We start from the raw sequence: 20,437 nt of genomic DNA on the forward strand, positions 1-20,437 counted from the left end.
CGGCCTAACCGGTCAGCTTGGCAGTCAGTTTGTCCAGCATGACGAGGCACTGGTCGATCTGGTCAAGGGCGATGAATTCGTCCGGCTTGTGGGCTTGTTCGATGGAGCCGGGGCCGCAGACGACGGCGGAGATGCCGAGTTTCTGGAACAGGCCGGCTTCGGTGCCGAACGCAACCAGGTCCGCGCCGTTTGCGCCGGTCAGCTCTGCGACGATTTTCAGGGCCTCGCTTTCCGGAACCGGCTCCAGCCCGTCAACCTCGCCAATGATCTCGGTGCTGATATTCGCATCTTTCGTGACCGCGCGCATGGCTGGCAGCAAGTCGTCATTCACGTAGGCGGCGATTTCCCGCTTCACGAAATCCGCGTCTCCGTTCTGCACCGGCCGCATTTCCCAGTCTAGATGGGCCAGGCCGGGAATGACGTTATGGGCGACGCCGCCGGACAGACGGCCGATCTGCACGGTCGTCCAAGGTGGATCGAAGCGGGAGCCTTCGGGAGCCCGGCGCTTCAGAGCTTCCCGCAGTTCCATCAGCCTTGTGACGTAGCGCACGGCATATTCCACCGCATTGACGCCGAGATCCGGTTGCGAGCCATGCCCCTCCAGACCGCTGAAGGTCACGGTATATTCGCAGCAGCCCTTGTGCCCCTCGATGATCCGCATCTCCGTCGGCTCACCGATGATGCAGACGGCGGGTTTGAATGGCAGCAGGGCCAGTTCGTGCATCAGCGCCTGGGCACCAAGGCAGCCGACTTCCTCGTCATAGGTGAAGGCGAAATGCACCGGGCGTTTCAGTTCCGCCGCCGCAAAGTGCGGTGCCATGGCGAGGGTGGCGGCAATGAAGCCTTTCATGTCGCAGGTACCGCGGCCGTAAACCCGTCCGTCGGCGGTGCGCATGTTAAACGGGTCGCTGGACCAGGCCTGATCCGTCACCGGGACCACATCGCTGTGTCCGGACAGGACGATGCCACCATCCACTTCCGGGCCGATGGTGGCGAAGAGATTTGCCTTTGTTCCGTGCGGGTCCCGGAACGTATGCACGCTGGCGCCGAGCCTGCCGAGATAGTCTGCCACATAGTCGATCAGCGCCAGATTGCTATCGGCGGAAACGGTCGGAAAGCCGATCAGGTCGGACAGGATCTGAAGCGTTGCCTCGCGGGTAGGGTGCATGATCGGCCCTTATTCCTTCACGAACAGCTTGCGTTCGACATTCGCCAGACATTCGGCCGGGCCGTCCTCGGTGATGCGCAGGGTCTCGGTGATCTCCAGCCCCCAGTCATCCATCCAGAGCGCGGGCATGAAGTGAAAGGTCATGTTCGGCTGCAGCACGGTATTGTCGCTCGGCCGGATCGACATGGTGCGCTCGCCCCAGTCCGGCGGATAGCTGAGCCCGATTGGGTATCCGCAGCGGCCCTCGCGCTTGACCCCATGCTTTTCCAGCACGGCATAGAAGGCGCGGGCGATGTCTCCCGCGGTGTTACCGGCGCGGGCTGCCTCGATGCCGTCGGCAATGCCTTCGAGCACAACTTCCTCGGCCCGCAGCATGTCGATTGGCGGGGTGCCGAGATGGATCGTCCGGCAGAGCGGGGCGTGATAATGCCGGTAGCAGCCGGCAATCTCGAAGAAGGTGGCCTGTTCCGGCTCCAGCTCGGTGTCGTCCCAGGTCAGGTGCGCCGCGCTGGCATCCTTGCCGGTTGGCAGCAGCGGCACGATGGCCGGGTAGTCGCCGCCGAAGCTGCCCTCGTCATCCTCTCCGCCCATCAGACCGGTGCGGTAAATTTCCGCCACCAGCTCGTTCTTGCGCAAACCCGGGCGCATCAGCTCGTAGATGGCGGCATGCATCTTCTCGACGATGTGGGCGGCACGGCGCATGTATTTCAGCTCCGTCGCGGATTTCACACCGCGCTGCCAGTTCACCAGTCCTGTGGCATCCTCGATGGTGCCCTCATGGTTCTTCGACAGCACGTTGTGGGCGCGGGCGGAGTAGTAGTAATTTTCCATCTCGACGCCGAGGGTCAGGCCGTTCCAGCCTCTCTCCGCAATCGCGGCGCCAAGGTCTTCCATCGCATGGCAATCGGCGGCCATGACGTAATCGTCCGAATACCCGCGGATATTGGCCACATCCATGTAACAGGTCCGTATGGCGCCCTTGGCATCCATGCCACGGCCCCAGAAGACCGGCTCTCCCTCGGGACCGACGATCACGCCCTGATGGACATAGAAGGACCAGCCGTCATAGCCGGTCAGCCAGGCCATGTTGGACGGATCGGAGATGAACAGGACCTCGATCCCGGCTTTCGCCATCGCCGTCCGGACCTTGACCAGCCGCTCAAGATATTCTTCGCGGGAAAACGGGAGTTTGACGTCGGGCATGAGGCGAAGTCCACTGAGCGGGTTGAAGAATTCGGCAGGTCGGGAGATTGAGCATCAACATCCGCTGTTTGACAATCGCCGTGACATGTGGCCGATGCTGAAAAGAAAAAAGATCAATTACTTGTCCTCTTTCGAAGGAAATTTGTCTGTGAGCGATTGGCGCCGGGAAATCTCGCTGGAGAACGTGACGGCGGCCCGGGCGGCCATTGCGGGGACAGCGGTGGAGACGCCGTTGGTGCCGTCACCCTTTCTTTCCTCGATGGCTGGCATGGAAGTGCTGCTCAAGCTGGAGATCGCGCAGCCGATCGGTGCCTTCAAGATCCGGGGCGCAGCCAATGCCATCTCCGTCCTGCCGGACGACTGCCCCGGCGTGACCTGTTGCTCTACGGGCAATCACGGGCGCGGGGTCGCTTATGCGGCGCGGGCGCGCGGCCTGCGCGCGGTTATCTGCATGTCCGAACTGGTTCCCGAAGCCAAGGTTGAAGGCATTCGCGCGCTTGGCGCGGAAGTCCGGATCATCGGCCGGTCCCAGGACGAAGCTGGAAAGGAAAGCCGGCGTCTTGTGGAGGAAGAAGGATTGGCGGAAATCCCGCCCTTCGACGATCCGCTGGTGATTGCCGGGCAAGGCACCATCGGCCTTGAGTTACTGGACAGCCGTCCGGACCTCGAAACCTTGTTGATCCCGCTTTCCGGCGGCGGACTGGCCGCCGGGATCGCGTTGGCGGCGAAAGCGCGCAAGCCAGGCATCCGGGTGATCGGTATATCCATGGACCGGGGCGCGGCGATGTATGAAGCGCTGCAGGCAGGCCGGAACGTGGCGGTGGAAGAGGTGCCGAGCCTGGCCGACTCCCTCGGCGGCGGTCTTGGCGCCGACAACCGGCTGACCCTGCCGCTCTGCCGTGATCTGGTCGATGAGACCGTTCTGGTCACGGAAGAAGAGATATACCGTGCCATGCAGTGCCACTATTACGAGGACCGGATCGTCTGCGAAGGCGGTTCGGCCGTTGGTGCGGCTGCTTTGCTGGCAGGCAAGCTGCCCGCTATAAAAGGTCCGGCGGCGACCATCGTCTCCGGACGCAATCTCGACATGAGGATGCACGCGGACATCATGGCGGGACGCGCCGTCCGCCTCGGCGATCTCACTCTTGAAGGACAGCCCTATCGTGCCTGATACCAATGTTCTGACCGAAGCGGATCTGCGTGCTCTTGTGACGCTCGATCTGGAAACAATCGACGTGGTTGAAAGCGCGTTCCGGGCGCTGGCCTCGGGTGAGGTCATCATGCCGCCGATCCTGTCCATGGATATCCCGGCGGTGAATGGCGAGGTCGATGTGAAGACCGCCTATATTCCGGGCTTTGACGGTTTTGCGATCAAGGTCAGCCCCGGTTTCTTCGACAATCCGAAACTGGGGCTGCCGAGCCTGAACGGGCTGATGATTCTGTTCTCGGCGAAGACCGGGCTGGTTGAGGCGTTGTTGCTGGATAACGGTTATTTGACAGACATACGCACCGCAGCCGCTGGAGCTGTCGCGGCTCGGCATCTGGCCCCCAAAGTGCACACCGCCGGGGTGATCGGCACGGGTGTACAGGCCCGGCTGCAGATCGAGGCCGCACGTCTCGTGCGCCCGTTCGAGCGGGTTCTGGTGTGGGGTCGGGACGCGGCAAATGCAAAGAAATGCGCCGCCGATCTTGCGGAAAAGCTCAGCATTGAAGTCCGCGTCGAGTCTGACCCGGCCCGGCTGGTCGCCGAAAGCCAGCTCGTCGTCACCACAACGCCGTCGCGTGAGCCGGTATTGCGGGCGGACTGGCTGCATCCGGGATTGCATATCACCGCCATGGGCTCGGATCAGCCGGGAAAGGTGGAAGTGGATCCGGCGGTGTTTCGCCGGGTGGATGCCTATGTGCCGGACCGGCTCAGCCAGTGCCGTATACAGGGTGAGCTGCGGGCTGCGATCGAGGCTGGAGCCGCCAATGCGGACACGGTCTTTCCGGAGCTGGGGGAGGTGGTCGCGGGCCACGCGCCGGGCCGGAAATCGGCATCGGATATCACCTTCGCGGATTTGACAGGCACTGGCGCGCAGGACACGGCGATCGCCACCCGCGCGGTTGCATTGGCCGTCATGGCCGGGGCCGGCACCCGGATTGCTTCCTGACATGGCGCTGAAGCTCGACGCCCGGGATGTGAAGATCCTCGCCATTCTGCAGCAGGAAGGACGGATCTCGAAATCCGATCTGGCACGGCGGGTGAACCTGTCCAACACGCCATGTTGGGAGCGGCTGCAGCGCCTGGAAGCGGCGGGCATTGTGCGTGGTTATGGGGCGCGGATCGCTCTGGAATTGTTCGCGGAACATGTCACGGTATTCGTGACGGCAGAGCTTGAAAATCACCGGAACGAGGATTTCATTCGGTTCGAGGAAGCGGTCGGGCGCGAGCCGGAGATCATCGGCTGCTGGGCGCTTGGCGGCGGGCTCGATTATCTCTTCCAGGTCGTGACCCGAAATGTCACCAGCTACCAGAGCCTGATAGACCGGATGCTGGAAAGCGAGGCGGGACTGAAGCGCTATTACAGCTACATCGTCACCAAGGAAGTGAAGGCGGGCGGCGCGATCCCGGTGGAGCTGTTCGCCGGCACCTGATCGGGCAGAAAAATCACCCGGCTCAATGTGTCTCAGCCGAAAAACTCTCTGTCATGGGAGAGGAGTTCAGTCAGATCTTCGCCGGTTCCGGCACTAGGCTCTCCGGTGAACAGCCTTGGGCCGTCCGGCCCGCGCCGCAGCGATAAGGAATCATGATGCTTACCAACGACCAGCTCGCTCAGTGGGACCGGGAGAATTTCTTCCATCCCTCGACCCATCTTGCCCAGCATGCGCGCGGGGAAACCCCGACGCGGGTGATCACCGGCGGCTCCGGCGTCTATATCGAGGACCGGGACGGCAAGAAGATGCTGGACGGGTTCGCCGGTCTCTACTGCGTGAATGTCGGCTATGGCCGTCCGGAAATCGCCGAGGCCATCGCGGCCCAGGCGAAAGAGCTGGCCTACTATCATTCCTATGTCGGGCACGGCACCGAAGCCTCGATCACGCTGTCCAAGATGGTGCTCGACCGGGCGCCGTCGAACATGTCGAAGGTCTATTTCGGTCTTGGCGGCTCGGACGCGAACGAAACCAACGTGAAGCTGGTCTGGTACTACAACAACGTGCTCGGCCGGCCGGAAAAGAAGAAGATCATCTCGCGCTGGCGCGGCTATCACGGCTCCGGGCTGGTGACCGGCTCGCTAACCGGGCTTGAGCTGTTCCACAAGAAGTTCGACCTGCCGCTGTCGCAGGTCATCCACACCGATGCCCCGTATTATTTCCGCCGCCCGGACGTTGCCCAGAGCGAAGCGGACTTCACCGCCCATTGCGCCTCCGAGCTGGAAGCGCTGATCGAACGCGAGGGCGCGGACACCATCGCCGCCTTCATCGGTGAGCCGATTCTCGGCACCGGCGGCATCGTGCCGCCGCCGGCCGGCTACTGGGCCGCGATCCAGTCCGTCCTGAAGAAGCACGACATCCTGCTGATCGCCGACGAGGTGGTGACCGGCTTCGGGCGGCTTGGCTCGATGATGGGCTGCGACCATTACGGCATTGAGGCGGATATCATCACCATCGCCAAGGGCCTGACCTCGGCCTATGCGCCGCTGTCCGGCTCGATCATTTCGGACAAGGTCTGGAAGGTGTTGGAGCAGGGCACGGACGAGCTTGGCCCGATCGGCCATGGCTGGACCTATTCGGCGCACCCGATCGGGGCCGCCGCCGGTGTCGCGAACCTGGATCTGATCGACCGGCTCGGCCTGGTCGGCAATGCGAAGGAGATGGGTGCCTATTTCAACAAGGCCCTGGCCGATGCGCTCGGCTCCCACGCCCATGTCGGCGATGTCCGGGGCGAGGGGCTGCTGGCGGCCGTCGAGTTCGTCGAGGACAAGGAGAAGCGCACCTTCTTCGATCCGTCCCGCAAGATTGGCCCGGCCATGGCGTCTGCCCTGCTGGAGCAGGGTGTGATCGCCCGGGCCATGCCGCAGGGCGACATTCTCGGCTTCGCGCCGCCGCTCTGCCTGACCCGGGAAGAGGCTGACATCATTGTCGGCGCCACAGTCAAGGCGGCGGAGAAAGTGTTCGGCGCCGCCTAACCATATGATTCCGGCCGGGCACCCTGCACACAGGGTGCCCGGCTCTGGCTACTTCCTGGCGGTTGCTGCGCGTTTCTCCGCTCTGACCGTGTAAAGCGAGGTGGCGATGATGATGATGGCGCCGATCGTCGTCTCGAGATCGGGAATCTCGGCAAATACGGCGAAACCAATGATCGTCGCGAAAACCAGGCGGATGTAATCCATCGGGGCCACGGCAGAGGCTTCCCCCTCCTTGAAACCATGGATGTTGGACAATTGTCCGCAGACCGAGAACAGGCCGATCAGTCCCATGATCATCCATTCGTGGAGGCTTGGCGTGACCCAGAAGTAAATAGCCGGTGGCACCATAAGGAAGCCGACCATGATGGCTTGGTAGCTGAGGATGGTTACCGGGCGGTCGAACTGGGAAACTTTGCGGATGATGACCATGACGGCAGCGGCCGCAGCAGCCGCGACAACGGCCAGAACGGAATAGATATTCAGCCCGCCCGGGCCGGGCTGAACCATTACCAGCACACCGGCAAAGCCGATCAGGACCGCGAACCAGCGCCGGGGTCCGGCGACTTCCGACAGTACGACCATGGCGAAAATAGTGACGAACAGGCTCTTGGCAAAACCGAGGGCGGTGGCTTCCGCCAGCGGCAGGTGAACCACAGCCGTAAAGCCGCAGGTCATGGCGATCAGGGCCAGGACAACGCGTGTCAGATGCAGTCCCAGATGGCGGGTTTTCAGAATATCCGGGAAGCCGGAGACCAGGACTGGCATCACCGTGCAGGTCATCACGATTTGCCGGAACAGCAGGATTTGCACGACCGGGATTGTATCGCCGATTGATTTGATCAGCGCGACCATGACGGTAAAGAAGAGTGCAGCGATCGCGACCCATATGGCGCCGCGTGCGTTTCCGGGCAGCGCCCTGAAGGGGCCTGTAATCGGTTTTCCCAGCACCGCGAGGTAAGTTGCGGACTTACTGAAAATGGTCGGTGCGGACTCCGGGTGCTGCGGTTCTTGTGGAGTCTTGTCGTCGGGTTCGGTGACCACGGCTGTGGGTCCTTCGGCGGCTGCGCGGGACTGGCGAGCCGCGATTACAATAAATCTGCTGGATACAAGCTGAATGGACAGCAATCTTCGCAGAAAGCTCCGTCGGCTGTCTACGCCCGGTCCTCCGCACGGGTGTCGTGCGTACGGTTCCTGAGAAGAGAGGCGCTGGTATCGGCAATAATTACAGGCAGGATGTCTGTCGTCGTGAACTGGCTCCGCAGGGGGCGGCAAGGTGAGCGACCGCATGTTGCTGCAGGTTTTCCCGGCTCAACGGAGAGAGTTTGGCACTGCCCCAGGTAATGCTAAGGTGTAGTCAGACCCATGAAGATTCTCGTTATCAACCCGAACACAACCACTTCCATGACGGACAAGATCCGTGAGACCGCGCGTGCCGTCGCCGCGCCGGGCACGGAGATTGTTGCCATCAATCCGTTGGACGGCCCCGTCAGCATCAAGGGGCACTACGATGAAGCCTATTGCTTGCCGGGGCTGCTGGCCGGCACTGACGAAAGAGACCGGTGTACCGGTAATCGACGGCGTCGCGGCAGTCGTGAAATTCTCCGAAGCCTTGGTCGGGCTTGGCCTGAAGACATGCAAACGCCTCGCTTACGAAAGCCCGAGGCCGAAACCTTATGGCGGAGCCTTCGCTGCCCCCGCCCCAAAAGCTGAATGATGGAGGCCTGAGAGATGGAGCAGGATTATACAATCCGCACGATGACGGGAGCCGAGGTTGAGGAGGCGGTCGGCTGGGCTGCCGCCGAGGGCTGGAACCCAGGCGCCAGCGACGCGGCCTGTTTCACATCGGTCGATCCGGAAGGTTTTATCGGCGGCTTTATCGATGGCCGCATGATCGCCTCGATCTCGGTAGTAAATTACGATGCAGGCTTCTCCTTTCTCGGCTTCTACATTGTCCATCCGGATTTTCGCGGGAAAGGGTATGGCTACACGTTATGGCAAGCCGGGATGGGGCATGCGGGTGAGCGTACGGTCGGGCTCGACGGGGTTGTGGCGGAGCAGGAAAACTACAAACGCTCCGGCTTCGATTTCGCTTACCGGAATATCCGCTTTGGTGGTGTGCCGAAAGCGCTGGCCGTTGATGATGCGGCATTTCTGAAACCGCTCACTGCGCTTTCCGATGAGCTACTTGCCTACGACCGGAAGCTGTTCCCGGCGCCGCGCGAACGTTTTCTGGATGCCTGGATCTCTGCGCTGGGGCATACTGGTTTCGCAGCGACGCGGGAGGGTGTGCTCGTGGGCTACGCCGTGGTCCGGCCGTGTCGCGCAGGCGCGAAGATTGGACCGCTCTTTGCCGATGACCCGGCAGTTGCGCGTCAGCTTGCGAAAGCAGCCATTGACGCTGCGGGGGATGGCGAGGTTTTCCTCGACGTGCCGGAGCCGAATGGCGAAGCCGTCGCGCTTGCCCGCGCGCTGGGTCTGGAGCCGGTATTCGAGACGGCCCGAATGTACCGCGGGGCCGCACCCGGCGTCGATCTAGAGCGGGTTTATGGCGTCACCACCTTCGAGCTTGGTTAGTACAAAACCGGGAAGGGCGCTCTGGCCTTTCTCCCCGGACTGTTCTGAGCGTTAGATGCGCAAACTCGGTTTTTAGACTGGTGCCGGAGCTGGTGACCTGGCCGGTCGAGTAATGATCCGGAAGAATTGATCGAAGACGTGGTTACTCCGGCTCTGCCAATGGCGCCCGGCTCAGGGCGTTTCTGGCATTGGCGAGTTTTGCTGCCAGGCGCAGGAATTCAGTACGTTCGTCAGGCTCCAGCCCTTCGGTCATGAGTGTTTGGATTTCCTGCACCAACGGGGTCACTGCCCGGTAGCGGTCGCGGCCGGCGTCAGTCAGATGCATCTCCCGGGCGCGCCGGTCGCGCGGATTGGTCCTGCGGATTACCAGCCCTTTTGTCTCCAGCTTGTCGAGAACCGTGCCGATGGTGGCCCGGTCATAGGCGATCAGCCCGGCGAGGGTGGCCTGATCGATGCCGGGCTTCTGCTCCAGCGTCGCAAGGCAGGCATATTGCACCGGCGTCAGGTCATAGCCGGCGGCCTTCAGGCGATCCTGGAACACTGAGACCGAAATCTGGTTCAGCCGCCGGATCAGGTGACCGGCCATGGCATGTATCTTCAGACTCATGGCGCTCCTGTGGCCCGCGTGGGCCTGCAATTGCCTATATAGTAAGTATGCTTATCAACTTGACCTTTTGATGCAACAGGTATTCTGTTGGCGTCTGAAGAATGCCTTTGATCAGGAACGGCTGCGGCAAGACGGCTTGGGCAGGGAGGATACATGGTGGACCGACCCATACTCATTGCCGGTGGCGGCATTGGCGGCCTTGCGGCTGCTGCCGGGCTCGCGCAGAACGGCTTCCCCTCGCTCGTGCTTGAGCAGGCGGCTGAGTTGGGCGAGATCGGCGCCGGGATCCAGATCGGCCCGAACGGTTTTCATTCCTTCGACTATCTCGGCATTGGCGACGAGGCGCGGGCGCAGGCGGTCTATATCGACGCGCTCCGCCTGATGGACGCGCAGACCGCCGAGGAGATCGCCCAGGTGCCGCTGGGCGAGGATTTTCGCCGCCACATGGGCAACCCATATGCCGTGGTCCACCGGGCAGACCTACACAAGGCGCTGCTGGATTATTGTGTTGCCAGTCCGCTGGTGGAGCTCAGGACGAGCCACAAGGCGACCGGCTATGAGCAGGATGGAAACAGCGTCACGCTGTTGCTGGATGGCCGCAATCCAATTACCAGCAGCGCACTGATCGGTGCCGAGGGGCTGCACTCACCTGTACGGGCTCAACTCGTCGGGGACGGGGCGCCGCGCATTTCCGGACACACCACCTATCGCTCCGTCATTCCGACCGAACAGATGCCGGAGGATCTGCGCTGGAACGCTGCAACGCTCTGGGCCGGGCCGAAATGCCATATCGTTCATTACCCGCTGAAGGGCTGGAAGGTCTTCAATCTGGTCGTGACCTATCACCGGGATCTGCAGGAAGCGATTTCCGGCCGCCCGGTCTCCAAGGACGAGGTCGCGCAAGGTTTCGAGCATGTCCATCCGCGCGCCCGGCAGATCATCGAGCATGGCGATAACTGGAAGCTCTGGGTGTTGTGCGACCGGGATCCGGTGGACAATTGGGTCGATGGCCGGGTCGCCCTGCTCGGCGACGCCGCGCACCCGATGCTGCAATATTTCGCCCAAGGCGCCTGCATGGCGATGGAGGACGCGGTCTGCCTCGCGGAGACCATGAAGCGCGGGGACGGCGATATCGAAGCCGTACTCAACAGCTATCAGCAGCAACGCATCGCCCGCACCGCGCGGGTGCAAGTCGGCAGCCGGCTGATCGGCGATTATGTCTATCACCCGGACGGCGCCTTGGCGGCGGCGCGCAATAAGGTGCTGTCCAGCCGGACGCCCGCCGAATGGTATGATCGCCTGCACTGGCTGTACGGCTCTAACGGATTACAGAACTGAGCGCGGCCCCCCGGAAGTAACGATGGCCGGCCGCGACACGAACGGAGGAGGAAGAAGAGATGAGCGCAGAACAGGATCATTCGAACGTCGCGCATGCCATGCAGCCGGACGACAGCCCGGAGCTGCGCGCACTCTACAAGGGGTTCGAGGACGAGCATCTGATGCCGCTCTGGACCCAGCTTGGCGATCTGATGCCTATGCATCCGAAACCGAAGGCCGTGCCGCATGTCTGGAAATGGTCGAAGCTGCTGCCGCTGGCGGAGAAGTCGGGCGAGTTGGTGCCGGTCGGGCGCGGCGGGGAGCGCAGGGCCATCGGGCTCGCCAATCCGGGGCTGGGCGGCAATGCCTATGTCAGCCCGACGCTGTGGGCGGCGATCCAGTATCTCGGTCCGAAAGAAACCGCACCGGAACATAGGCATGCCCAGAACGCTTTCCGCTTCGTTGTCGAGGGTGAGGGGGTCTGGACGGTGGTGAACGGCGATCCGGTGCGGATGAGCCGGGGTGATCTGCTGCTGACGCCGGGCTGGCATTTCCACGGCCATCACAATGTCACCGACAAGCCGATGACATGGATCGACGGTTTGGATATCCCGTTCTCCCAGCACAACGATGTCGGTTTCTTCGAGTTCGGCTCCGACACGGTGACGGATTATGCGACGCCTGATTTCTCCCAGGGTGAGCGGCTCTGGTGCCACCCGGGGCTGCGTCCGCTCTCCGGCCTGCAGGACACGGTGAGTACGCCGATCGGCGCCTATCGCTGGGAATTCACCGACCGCGCCCTGACTGAGCAGCTTCTGCTGGAGGATGAGGGGCAACCGGCGACGGTCGAGCCGGGTCATGCGGCCATCCGCTACGTCAACCCGACGACGGGCCGGGACGTGATGCCGACCATCCGCACCCAGTTCCACCGCTTGCGTGAAGGGACCGAGACGCGGCCGCGCCGCGAGGTCGGCTCCTCCGTCTTCCAGGTATTCGAGGGGACTGGCGCGGTGGTGATGAACGGTGTCGAACACAAGCTGGAGAAGGGCGACATGTTCGTGGTGCCGTCCTGGATCCAGTGGTCATTGCAGGCGGAAACCCGCTTTGATCTGTTCCGCTTCTCCGATGCCCCGATCATGGAGCGGCTGAATTTCGCCCGCACCAAGATCGAAGGCGTGCAGGACTGATCGGTTCTGGAGTCGGGGGCGGGAATGAGCGACTCTCTGGAGGCGGAACGCGCCGCATTGCGGGCCCGGCTCGGGGCTGGTGCCCGGTATGACGCGTCGTCGGCCCCGGCGGAGGATCTTGTCCTCGCCCGGCGGGGAACGGCCTATTTTGCCCGCAGGCTGAACGAACTGACCGACCGTGAGCTTGACGCACCGTCTTTGGTGCCGGGCTGGACCCGGCGGCATCTGGTCGCCCATATCGGCTATCACGCCCGGGGACTGACCCGGCTTGTCGATTGGGGGCGGACGGGCATCGAGACGCCAATGTATGCCTCGCCAGCAGAACGCGATGCCGAGATCGAGCTTGGCGCGACATTGCCGGCTCAGGCGTTACGCCATCTTTTTACCCACTCCGCAGTACATCTGAATGTGGTGTGGCGTGATCTGGAAGACGCGCAGTGGGACGCGATCGTCGGGGCACTCGACGGCAGCGCCATAAGGTTGCGGGAGTTGCCGATGCTGCGGGCGCGAGAAATCTGGCAGCGCGCGCTCGCGCTCGGAAACGGCGGGGCCGCGCGCGATCTTCCCCCGCAGTTGCGCGGCTCTTAAGCCACCACTGCCGAATTAGGGCAAAAAACCAGCCGTTATTGTTGCCGAGAAGCACCATGACAGTGGTTGCAATGGGCATGTCGTTCCTGTACCTAATTCTCAAGTCAATAATGCGAATGACTCGCAATAATATTTTGTCCGTGAAGGTAGGCTCATGGGATTGGCGCGTCTTTTCAAAGCGGCGCTCTCCGCGCTTGTGGTGGTGGCGATTTCCGTACCCGCACTCGCGACGGATATGGCGGAAAAGCGCCTGCTTCTCGAGCTGAACAAGGTCGAGAGCGTGGGCGGGGACTGCCGTACCACCTGGGTCGTGAACAACACGACAGGAAAAAATCTTGAAAAAGTGAAGCTCGATTTCGTCGCTTTCGATGTGGACGGCATCGTCGTCCGCCGCGTGATCGCCGATATGGGCCCGATCCATACCGAGCACACACGGGTGAAGCTGTTCGATCTGAAGGATATCGACTGCGGCAATGTCGGGCGGGTTCTGATGAATGGCGTGAGGACGTGCGAGGGCGGGAGCGCGGCAGTCGCGCCGGGCCTCTGCGCGGACAGTCTGCAGACGGCATCCCGGGCGGCAGTGCCCTTTACGCAATAACCCTATGCGCCTGGCGGCAGCGTTCGCCCAAATGGCGGCAGGAGAAAGTCAATGACGGCAGCGATCGAAGAGATCATGGGCTTCATGGATGCAGGCGGACCGATCATGTATCTGCTCGCGATCATGTCCGTGGTGGCGACGACCGTATTCGCGTCGAAGATGGTGCAGTTCCTGATGCTGCGCCTGTGGAGCGGCCGCGAGCGGGACGAGGCCCTGGCGATGTGGCGTTCCGGCCATGCCAAGGCCGCGCTCGACCTGCTTGAAGACGGCTCGCATCCGGCGGCGGCGATTGCCCGCTACGCCATGCAGCTCCGGCGCAACCGGGATGTTTCCGACGCCGAGGCGAGGGAAGAGGTGGAACGGGTCGCCGGACTGTTCATGGACCGGCTGTCGTCCGGCCTGCGTCTGCTGTCGGCCATCGCCATGCTGAGCCCGTTGATCGGGCTGCTCGGTACCGTCATCGGCATGATCGACGCCTTCAAGGCGCTTGAGAATGCGGGCAGCAAGGTCGACCCCTCGATCCTCTCTGGCGGTATCTGGGTTGCGTTGCTGACCACGGCTGCCGGTCTGGTCGTCGCCATTCCCGCGACCGCCGCGCATCAACTGGTCGACGGTATCGTCGAACGTGCGGGACGCGCCATGGAAGACGCGGCGACGCAGATCTTTACTGCAGCGCCGGGACCGGCGCGCCGGATAGAGACGGCGAACGCGATTGTGGAAGTCGCGCTTCAAGGCGCGGAGTGAGACCATCATGCGGCTCAGTGCCGGGCGCCGTCGCCCCTCGGCGGAGATCAGTCTCACGCCGCTGATTGACGTCGTCTTTATTCTCCTCATCTTTTTCATGTTGGCCTCGAGTTTCCTCGACTGGCGTGCCATCGGCGTGAAAACCGCCAAACTCGGAAATGCTGCAGGGGCTGCTTCCGAGGGCTCCGTGCTGGTGAAGCTGCGCGCTGACGGAGACTTCCGGGTCTCCGGAGAGCGAATGAGCCGGGCGCAGTTCGCCGACCGGCTGCAAGCCCTGGCCGGGCGCGACCCGAAGCCGCGCATTGTGATTGAGGCAGAGACCGGCGTGCCGGTTCAGGCCGTGGTCAAGACCGTGGATCTGGCGGCTGAGAAAGGGTTGACCGACGTGACCCTTGCGAGCCGGGCGGAGCGCTGAGGCAATGCGGCTTATCAAACCCAAGAAGAAATCCGCGGCCGAAAATGTCCTGCCGCTGATCAATGTCGTTTTTCTGCTGCTGATTTTCTTCATGCTGGCGGGCGCGCTTGAAAAAGCCGAGCTGCTGGACATCACACCGCCGGAGACCGCGAATTCGGGTCAGCCGGATGACACCACCGCGGTCTTGCTGGTCGCGGCGGACGGGCGGCTATCCTTTGAAGATGAAATTCTTGAGCGGGCCGATGTGGTCGGTCACCTCAAGACTTACTTCGCGGAGCACCCGGACGGACGCCTGAAATTGAAAGCCGATGCGCAGAGCGATGCGGCAATGGTTATTGCCCTGATCGAGGAGCTTCGGGCGGTCGGGCTCAAGGAGCTCGGGTTGCTGGCGACGGGGGCGTCATGAACGCGATCGTCGAACGGCGCGGCTCCTCATCCGCGGTGATCGCCGGATTTGCTGCCGCACTTGCGCTGCATGGCCTGGCCGTTCTGTCCTTCGTGGCTTTCGAGGTTTCTGCGACCAGCAGTGCGGATACGGGCGAAGGCGGCCTTGTCGTGATGATGGGGGATGCCGGCGGGGTCACGGCCCAGACGGTTGCCGAGAACATTTCCGCAGCCGAAGCGAGCGGCGCGCCGGACGGAGAGGCTATGGAGGAGGTAATGGAGCAGACCGTTGCGCCCCCTCCGCCGGACACACCGGTAACGGAAGTGACGGAAACGCCCCTGGCCGAACCCGTCGAGATGGTCGAGGCCGAGCTCGTTGAGCCTGAACCCGTGGAAACCACCGAGCCCGTGGCGGAACCTGTCCCGCAGGAAACCGAAGTGGCTGAAGCTGCCGAAATTGTTCCGGTGGAGACTGTGACGGCCGCTGTTCAGCCGCCGCCCTTGCCGGTAACGCGCCCGGAGCCGCCGGTAAAATCGGTCGAGACAGTCAAACAGCCACGCCCGGTCAAACTGGTGAAGCCCGTTGAGACCAAGGTTGTCGAGGCGAAGCCGGTGGAGGCTGCTCCGAAACAGCCTAAAGCCGACGCGGTGTTGGCGGACAAGGTGTTGGACGCGCAGAAAAAGAAGGGGAGCGGAGTGTTCGACATCGCTTCCTCGGCGCCGAATCTAGCCGCGGGACCTGGTCAGACCCAGGCTTCCTCTGGCGGTGGCGGCGTCGCCGGAGCTCGGAAGTCCTATTTCGCGACAATCCAGAGCTGGCTTGAACGGCACAAGAAGTACCCTCGCGCGGCCCGGCTGCGGCGCTATGAAGGCACAGTCGCGTTCAGCTTCCAGATCGACCGTTCGGGCAGCATCATGAAACGCTCCATCGTGAAGAGTTCCGGCCGGAAGGTTCTGGACGAGGCTCTGTTGGATCTCCTGAAAAGGGCCGATCCGATGCCGGCGATGCCGCCTGAGATTGTCGGGGCGACCTTCGATTTCACCACCTCCATAGAATACAATCTTCGATAAAAAGACCCGTGTGGTTCGGGCCAGTTTCTGTCCGCATATGTTTTTACTAATGAGAATGATTTGCATTTGTATTTGCAAGACGCATCGTTTATGACAGACATCATAACGTCTGGCGGAGGGCCGCCATGCGTTCGTGACATTCTTACTGGAGGAGCCGAGTTGTTGGCGGGGACACCCTCGGACGAGCCGAACGAAGCACCATTACCCGACGCGGACTCAACCATTTCAAATGAGAGGAACCGCATTCTCGTCAGTGATCTGATGGGAGATAACCGGGAGGTATTCCTGCTGTTCAACGGTTCCGAATACAGACTGCGTGTGACCAACAACAACAAGTTGATCCTCACGAAGTGAACAGACCCGCCGGAGGGTTTCTCCGGCTTAGACAGAGAGTAGCCACCCAGCCCTTCGCTAGGCAGCTAACAGCAGCGACCTGACGAAGAGGTTTTTGAATGCGTTTAGCTATTGCTGCGGCGGCGACCATCGCCACCGCTGTGGTGTCGTCCGCCCATGCCGGCGAGGCCACTCAACTTGACCGGATTGTAATTTCAGCGGGTAAAGAGAAAGTGGCGATCGAGACGCCGCAATCCGTGTCCGTCGTGGACCAGGAAGATCTGGAAGCAGCCCAGCCGACCACAATCGGCGACGTGCTGACAGATCTGCCTGGCGTCAAGGCGATCGGATCGGAGCGTGTGCTCGGTGAAAGCTTCAACATCCGCGGCATCGGCGCGCTTGGGGCTTCGGACGAGAACCGGCTGATTGTGCGGGTCGACGGCGCCACCAAGTTCCATGAACAGTACCGGATGGGTTCTTTCTTTGCCGATCCAGAGCTCTTCAAGGCAATTGAAGTGCTGCGTGGCCCGGCATCCTCGACCCTTTACGGTGCCGGTGCGCTTGGCGGGGTTATCGATGTGACCACCAAGGACGCGGCCGATTATCTGGAAGGCGACGATAAATTCGGCTTTCGCCAGAAGTTCGAGTTTCAGAGCAACGAGTCCGGATTTCTGACATCCAGTATTGCCGCCGCGCGGCCGGTTAAAGGCCTTGATCTGCTCGGCGCCTTTAACTACCGGCGCGCAGGTGAATATGAGGATGGAGACGGCAATGCGGTCACCGGCTCCGATTTCGAGGCACCGTCCGGTCTGCTCAAAGGAACGTACCAGTTCGGCCCCGATATGGAGCACAAGCTCCGCGCGTCCTACCAGCACTGGATGACTGAGGACAAGAACGACGATTACGCGCAGACCAATACATCAGTCCAGTTCGGCAATATCGACCGTGACGTTACCGACCAGACAGGTGTGCTGAGTTATAACTACCAGCCGAGCAGCAACCCGTTGATCGATCTGGAGCTCTTCGGTTCCTACTCGAATACGGAAGTCGATCAGTATAATTCCACACTGAAAGACATCAGCACCTCCGCGCTCTTCCAGGACACGTTCTACGCCTACGAGACATGGCAGGCACGGGCCGAGAACACAGCGGCATTCACCGGTGACAATTATGAGAACTATCTCATCACCGGTGTCAGCTACGCGTTCCAGACCCGGACAGCGGATCAGCCGACGTCCAGCACGAATCCGTCCGGCAGCATATCGTTCCACCCGGGTGGTGAAAGCGCGCAATACGGCGCCTATGTCCAGAACGAGCTCGTCCTCTGGGACAAGCTGACCATTATTCCGGGCGTCCGCGTCGACTACACCGAGCTCACTCCGGCGGGTAATCTGAGCGTGAGCGAGAGTGTCGAGAACACGGCTTTCTCGCCGAAACTCGCGGCTCACTATCAGCTGACGCCGAACTGGGGTGTTTTCGGTTCCGCTGCTTATACAGAGCGTATGCCGGTCCTCGACGAGGTCTTTGACACGACAAGCGGCAATCTTAATCTCGATCCGGAGAGATCCTTCAATATCGAAGGTGGTGTCGCGGCCTCCTTCCGCGATGTCGCTCTTGCGAACGATGCCTTCACTGCAAAGGCGACGGTCTTTCAAAACGACATCAAGGACCTGATCGAGCGCGAGAATACCCGCTCAGTCTATTACAATGTCGGCGAGGCTGAAATTGTCGGCCTTGAATTCGAGGCATCTTATCAGTCCACCTATTTCTTTACCCGCGCCGCCTACACAGCGATCCGGGGCGAGAACAAGGAAGCCGATACTGACCTCAATTCCATCCCGGCGGACGAACTCGTCCTGACCGTTGGCGGCCGGGTGCCTGACTACAACGTCGATTTCGGTTGGCGCGGTGTCATGGCGGCGGGCCAGGACAAGGTTTCCGGCACCACGCTGCCGACCTCCGGCTACACGGTGCACAACCTCTTTGCCAGCTGGAAGCCGGATGAAGGCGTCCTGCAAAACTCCGAGTTCCGCTTCGGCATCGAGAATCTTCTCGACAAGACCTATCGCGAGCATCTGTCCGGCGACAATGGCGCCGGCCGGACCTTCCGTATCACGCTGGCTCATCAGTTCTGATCGCTGAACCCCGCGCATAAAACAGGAGACGATAATGACGACCAGATCGGCGGAAGAATTGCTGGTTGAGCTCAACCGCATGAAGGAAGAGCAGGGATTTGTCCGTGCGCGGGCAGCAGCCGAGGAACTCGGTGTTCCCGAGGCGGCCCTTCTGGAGGCGAGAGAGCGCGATGGCAGTGTCCGCCGATTGTCGGTCTCCGGTATGGACGTCGTCGGCCTTATTGAGCGCATGCCCGAGGTCGGCGACGTCATGGTCCTCACCCGCAACGATCATTGCGTGCACGAGAAGACCGGAACGTTCGAGAACATGCGGTTCAACACCCATATGGGCTCGGCCTTCGGCAAGGAAATCGATCTCCGGATGTTTCTCGCGCAGTGGAAGACGGGTTTCTACGTGACCGACGAGTCTCCGAAACTCACACGCCACTCATTGCAATTTTTCGACAAAACAGGTGCCGCCGCCTTCAAGATCTATGCGGTCGGCGGGACCGATATGGACAGGTTCGTCGCACTGACGCGCGATTTCACCAACCTGACGCCGGAGCCGCTGCAGTTCGAGGCACCCGACGCGCCCAAGGCGGAACGTCCCGACGATCAGATCGATGCCGAGGATCTGCGGTCACGCTGGAGCAAACTCGGGAACGGGCACCAGTTTACCCGGATGCTGGCCGAGCTCGGTATTGGCCGGCAGCAGGCCTTGCGGCTGGCGGGGAGCGATTTTGCCAATCCGGTTCCGGTCAGCGCTGTCGAGAAGATGCTGCACAGCGTCGCCGAGAGCGGGCTGCCAATCATGTGCTTCGTGCGCGGCCCCGGATGCATCCAGGTTCATTCCGGCCCGGTCCAGCGCATCAAGCGCGCCGCCGGCTGGCTGAACATTCTCGACCCACGTTTCAATCTGCATCTGAAGGACGAGGCGATCGACGCCTGCTACGCGGTCTGCAAGACCTCGACCGAAAAGGGCCTGAATATTACCTCGCTCGACTGTTTCGCGGCCGACGGCACGGTGATCTGCCAGTTCTTCCCGGTCCGGGGAGAGGGCGAAGAGGAGCCGGAAGCCTGGCTTTCGCTGATCAACGGATATGTCGAGGGAGTGGCGGCATGAGGTTTCTTACTGCATTCCTGCTCGCGATCTCTCTGCTCGCATCTGGCGATGCCAGCGCGGCGGAGCCGCAGCGTATTGTCTCTGCAGGAGGGGACATTACCGAGATCATCTATCAGCTTGGTGCGGGCGACCGGGTGATCGCCGTGGACAGCACATCCAATTACCCGGCCGAGGCGGCGGGCAAGGAACAGATCGGCTACATTCGGCGGCTGGCGGCCGAGGGCATTCTCTCGCTCCAGCCCGATCTTTTGATCGCTGCCCATGATGCCGGGCCGCCACCCGCTGTCGAACAGTTGCGCGCGGCCGGCCTGCGGGTCGAGCTTGCGCCGAATGGCGACTCTGTGGCCGGGGTGCAGGAGAAAATCCGCTTCGTCGGCAAGGTCCTCGAGATGCAGGAAGAAGCCGAAGCACTCGCCCTCAAGCTCGAAAATGACATGAAGGCTGCGCTCGAACTCGCAAAGGCGAACACGGAGACGCCGCGCGTCATCTTCGTTCTGAATACAGCCAACGGGGCGCCGCTAGTCGGCGGAACGGGGACGTCCGCAGACGCGGTCATCGCATTGTCCGGCGGTGTGAACGCTGTAACTGAATTCGAGGGCTACAAGCCCATGTCCCAGGAGGCGATCATCACCGCCGCGCCGGAAGTGCTCCTGATGATGTCCCAGACGGTAAACCGGATGGGAGGCGTAGACGTCATGCTCTCGCGCCCGGAATTCAAGCTCACACCGGCCGGCAAGAACCGGCGCTTCGTTGCCATGGAAGGCATCTTGCTACTCAGCTTCGGTCCGCGCCTGCCGGAAGCGGTCCGGGCGTTTGCGACGGCCCTGCAGGGCGGCTGACGG

At 61.9% G+C, this 20,437-nt stretch carries 22 protein-coding genes and 1 pseudogene; 19 read left to right on the forward strand and 4 right to left on the reverse strand.

From position 1 onward, the window contains the following. Positions 1-4 precede the first annotated feature (4 nt). Positions 5-1,168: an acetylornithine deacetylase gene (argE, locus tag VOI22_RS00040; protein WP_323794561.1), complete on the reverse strand. Its 1,164-nt coding sequence runs from the start codon at positions 1,166-1,168 to the stop codon at positions 5-7. Between the two features lie 9 nt (positions 1,169-1,177). Further along, positions 1,178-2,371: a M24 family metallopeptidase gene (locus VOI22_RS00045; protein ID WP_323794562.1), complete on the reverse strand. Its 1,194-nt coding sequence runs from the start codon at positions 2,369-2,371 to the stop codon at positions 1,178-1,180. Between the two features lie 148 nt (positions 2,372-2,519). On the opposite strand from VOI22_RS00045, the gene eutB reads away from it, so the two are divergent. The 4 genes from eutB (at position 2,520) to VOI22_RS00065 (ending at position 6,540) form a co-directional block, all read left to right on the forward strand. Then, positions 2,520-3,542 carry a hydroxyectoine utilization dehydratase EutB gene (eutB, locus tag VOI22_RS00050; RefSeq protein WP_323794563.1) on the forward strand — a complete coding sequence of 341 codons (1,023 nt, stop codon included), beginning with the start codon at positions 2,520-2,522 and terminating at the stop codon, positions 3,540-3,542. Continuing rightward, positions 3,535-4,524 (forward strand): cyclodeaminase, encoded by a 990-nt coding sequence (locus VOI22_RS00055; protein ID WP_323794564.1) that lies wholly within the window; start codon positions 3,535-3,537, stop codon positions 4,522-4,524. The genes eutB and VOI22_RS00055 overlap by 8 nt, the downstream gene beginning before the upstream one ends. 1 nt (position 4,525) lies before the next feature. Then, entirely contained in the window at positions 4,526-5,008 is a 483-nt protein-coding gene (locus tag VOI22_RS00060) for an Lrp/AsnC family transcriptional regulator (RefSeq protein ID WP_323794565.1), read from the forward strand. A 152-nt stretch (positions 5,009-5,160) separates the two neighbouring features. Then, positions 5,161-6,540 (forward strand): aspartate aminotransferase family protein, encoded by a 1,380-nt coding sequence (locus tag VOI22_RS00065; protein ID WP_323794566.1) that lies wholly within the window; start codon positions 5,161-5,163, stop codon positions 6,538-6,540. Between the two features lie 48 nt (positions 6,541-6,588). On the opposite strand, the gene VOI22_RS00070 is transcribed toward VOI22_RS00065, so the two are convergent. Beyond that, positions 6,589-7,581, reverse strand: coding sequence for a DMT family transporter (locus tag VOI22_RS00070; protein WP_205620612.1), 993 nt, complete (start codon positions 7,579-7,581; stop codon positions 6,589-6,591). Positions 7,582-7,941: 360 nt separating this feature from the next. Between VOI22_RS00070 and VOI22_RS00075 the strand changes: the two are divergent. The 3 genes and pseudogenes from VOI22_RS00075 to VOI22_RS00085 all read left to right on the forward strand — a co-directional run. Then, positions 7,942-8,025, forward strand: a pseudogene (locus VOI22_RS00075) (aspartate/glutamate racemase family protein); the annotation flags it as partial. 22 nt (positions 8,026-8,047) lie between these two features. Then, entirely contained in the window at positions 8,048-8,254 is a 207-nt protein-coding gene (locus VOI22_RS00080; RefSeq protein WP_323796297.1) for a hypothetical protein, read from the forward strand. Between the two features lie 14 nt (positions 8,255-8,268). Next, positions 8,269-9,114: a GNAT family N-acetyltransferase gene (locus VOI22_RS00085; RefSeq protein ID WP_323794567.1), complete on the forward strand. Its 846-nt coding sequence runs from the start codon at positions 8,269-8,271 to the stop codon at positions 9,112-9,114. A gap of 142 nt (positions 9,115-9,256) precedes the next feature. On the opposite strand, the gene VOI22_RS00090 is transcribed toward VOI22_RS00085, so the two are convergent. Continuing rightward, positions 9,257-9,721 carry a MarR family transcriptional regulator gene (locus VOI22_RS00090; protein ID WP_323794568.1) on the reverse strand — a complete coding sequence of 155 codons (465 nt, stop codon included), beginning with the start codon at positions 9,719-9,721 and terminating at the stop codon, positions 9,257-9,259. A 153-nt stretch (positions 9,722-9,874) separates the two neighbouring features. Here VOI22_RS00090 and VOI22_RS00095 point away from each other — a divergent pair, with 153 nt between their 5' ends. The 12 genes from VOI22_RS00095 (at position 9,875) to VOI22_RS00150 (ending at position 20,434) form a co-directional block, all read left to right on the forward strand. Beyond that, entirely contained in the window at positions 9,875-11,059 is a 1,185-nt protein-coding gene (locus VOI22_RS00095) for a 3-hydroxybenzoate 6-monooxygenase (protein WP_323794569.1), read from the forward strand. Between the two features lie 59 nt (positions 11,060-11,118). Then, a complete protein-coding gene (locus tag VOI22_RS00100; RefSeq protein WP_323794570.1) occupies positions 11,119-12,225 on the forward strand; it encodes a cupin domain-containing protein in 1,107 nt (368 codons plus the stop codon). Positions 12,226-12,249: 24 nt separating this feature from the next. After that, positions 12,250-12,813 (forward strand): maleylpyruvate isomerase N-terminal domain-containing protein, encoded by a 564-nt coding sequence (locus VOI22_RS00105; RefSeq protein WP_323794571.1) that lies wholly within the window; start codon positions 12,250-12,252, stop codon positions 12,811-12,813. A gap of 154 nt (positions 12,814-12,967) precedes the next feature. Next, positions 12,968-13,411, forward strand: a complete 444-nt coding sequence (locus VOI22_RS00110; RefSeq protein WP_323794572.1) for a hypothetical protein — start codon at positions 12,968-12,970, stop codon at positions 13,409-13,411. 51 nt (positions 13,412-13,462) lie between these two features. Next, positions 13,463-14,155, forward strand: coding sequence for a MotA/TolQ/ExbB proton channel family protein (locus VOI22_RS00115; protein ID WP_323794573.1), 693 nt, complete (start codon positions 13,463-13,465; stop codon positions 14,153-14,155). A 7-nt stretch (positions 14,156-14,162) separates the two neighbouring features. Then, positions 14,163-14,570, forward strand: coding sequence for a biopolymer transporter ExbD (locus VOI22_RS00120; RefSeq protein WP_323794574.1), 408 nt, complete (start codon positions 14,163-14,165; stop codon positions 14,568-14,570). 4 nt (positions 14,571-14,574) lie between these two features. After that, complete coding sequence (locus VOI22_RS00125) at positions 14,575-14,976, forward strand: biopolymer transporter ExbD (RefSeq protein WP_323794575.1); 402 nt, start codon at positions 14,575-14,577, stop codon at positions 14,974-14,976. Continuing rightward, a complete protein-coding gene (locus tag VOI22_RS00130) occupies positions 14,973-16,025 on the forward strand; it encodes a TonB family protein (RefSeq protein ID WP_323794576.1) in 1,053 nt (350 codons plus the stop codon). The genes VOI22_RS00125 and VOI22_RS00130 overlap by 4 nt, the downstream gene beginning before the upstream one ends. Positions 16,026-16,187: 162 nt before the next feature. Next, on the forward strand, positions 16,188-16,379 hold the full coding sequence (hemP, locus tag VOI22_RS00135) for a hemin uptake protein HemP (protein WP_323794577.1): 192 nt from the start codon (positions 16,188-16,190) through the stop codon (positions 16,377-16,379). Between the two features lie 98 nt (positions 16,380-16,477). After that, positions 16,478-18,493: a TonB-dependent receptor domain-containing protein gene (locus tag VOI22_RS00140; protein WP_323794578.1), complete on the forward strand. Its 2,016-nt coding sequence runs from the start codon at positions 16,478-16,480 to the stop codon at positions 18,491-18,493. Between the two features lie 34 nt (positions 18,494-18,527). Then, complete coding sequence (locus VOI22_RS00145; protein WP_323794579.1) at positions 18,528-19,595, forward strand: hemin-degrading factor; 1,068 nt, start codon at positions 18,528-18,530, stop codon at positions 19,593-19,595. Then, complete coding sequence (locus VOI22_RS00150) at positions 19,592-20,434, forward strand: heme/hemin ABC transporter substrate-binding protein (protein ID WP_323794580.1); 843 nt, start codon at positions 19,592-19,594, stop codon at positions 20,432-20,434. Before VOI22_RS00145 ends, VOI22_RS00150 begins: the two co-directional genes overlap by 4 nt. The last annotated feature ends 3 nt before the right edge of the window (positions 20,435-20,437 follow it).

This window comes from Nisaea sp., assembly GCF_034670185.1.
GTDB lineage: Bacteria > Pseudomonadota > Alphaproteobacteria > Thalassobaculales > Thalassobaculaceae > Nisaea.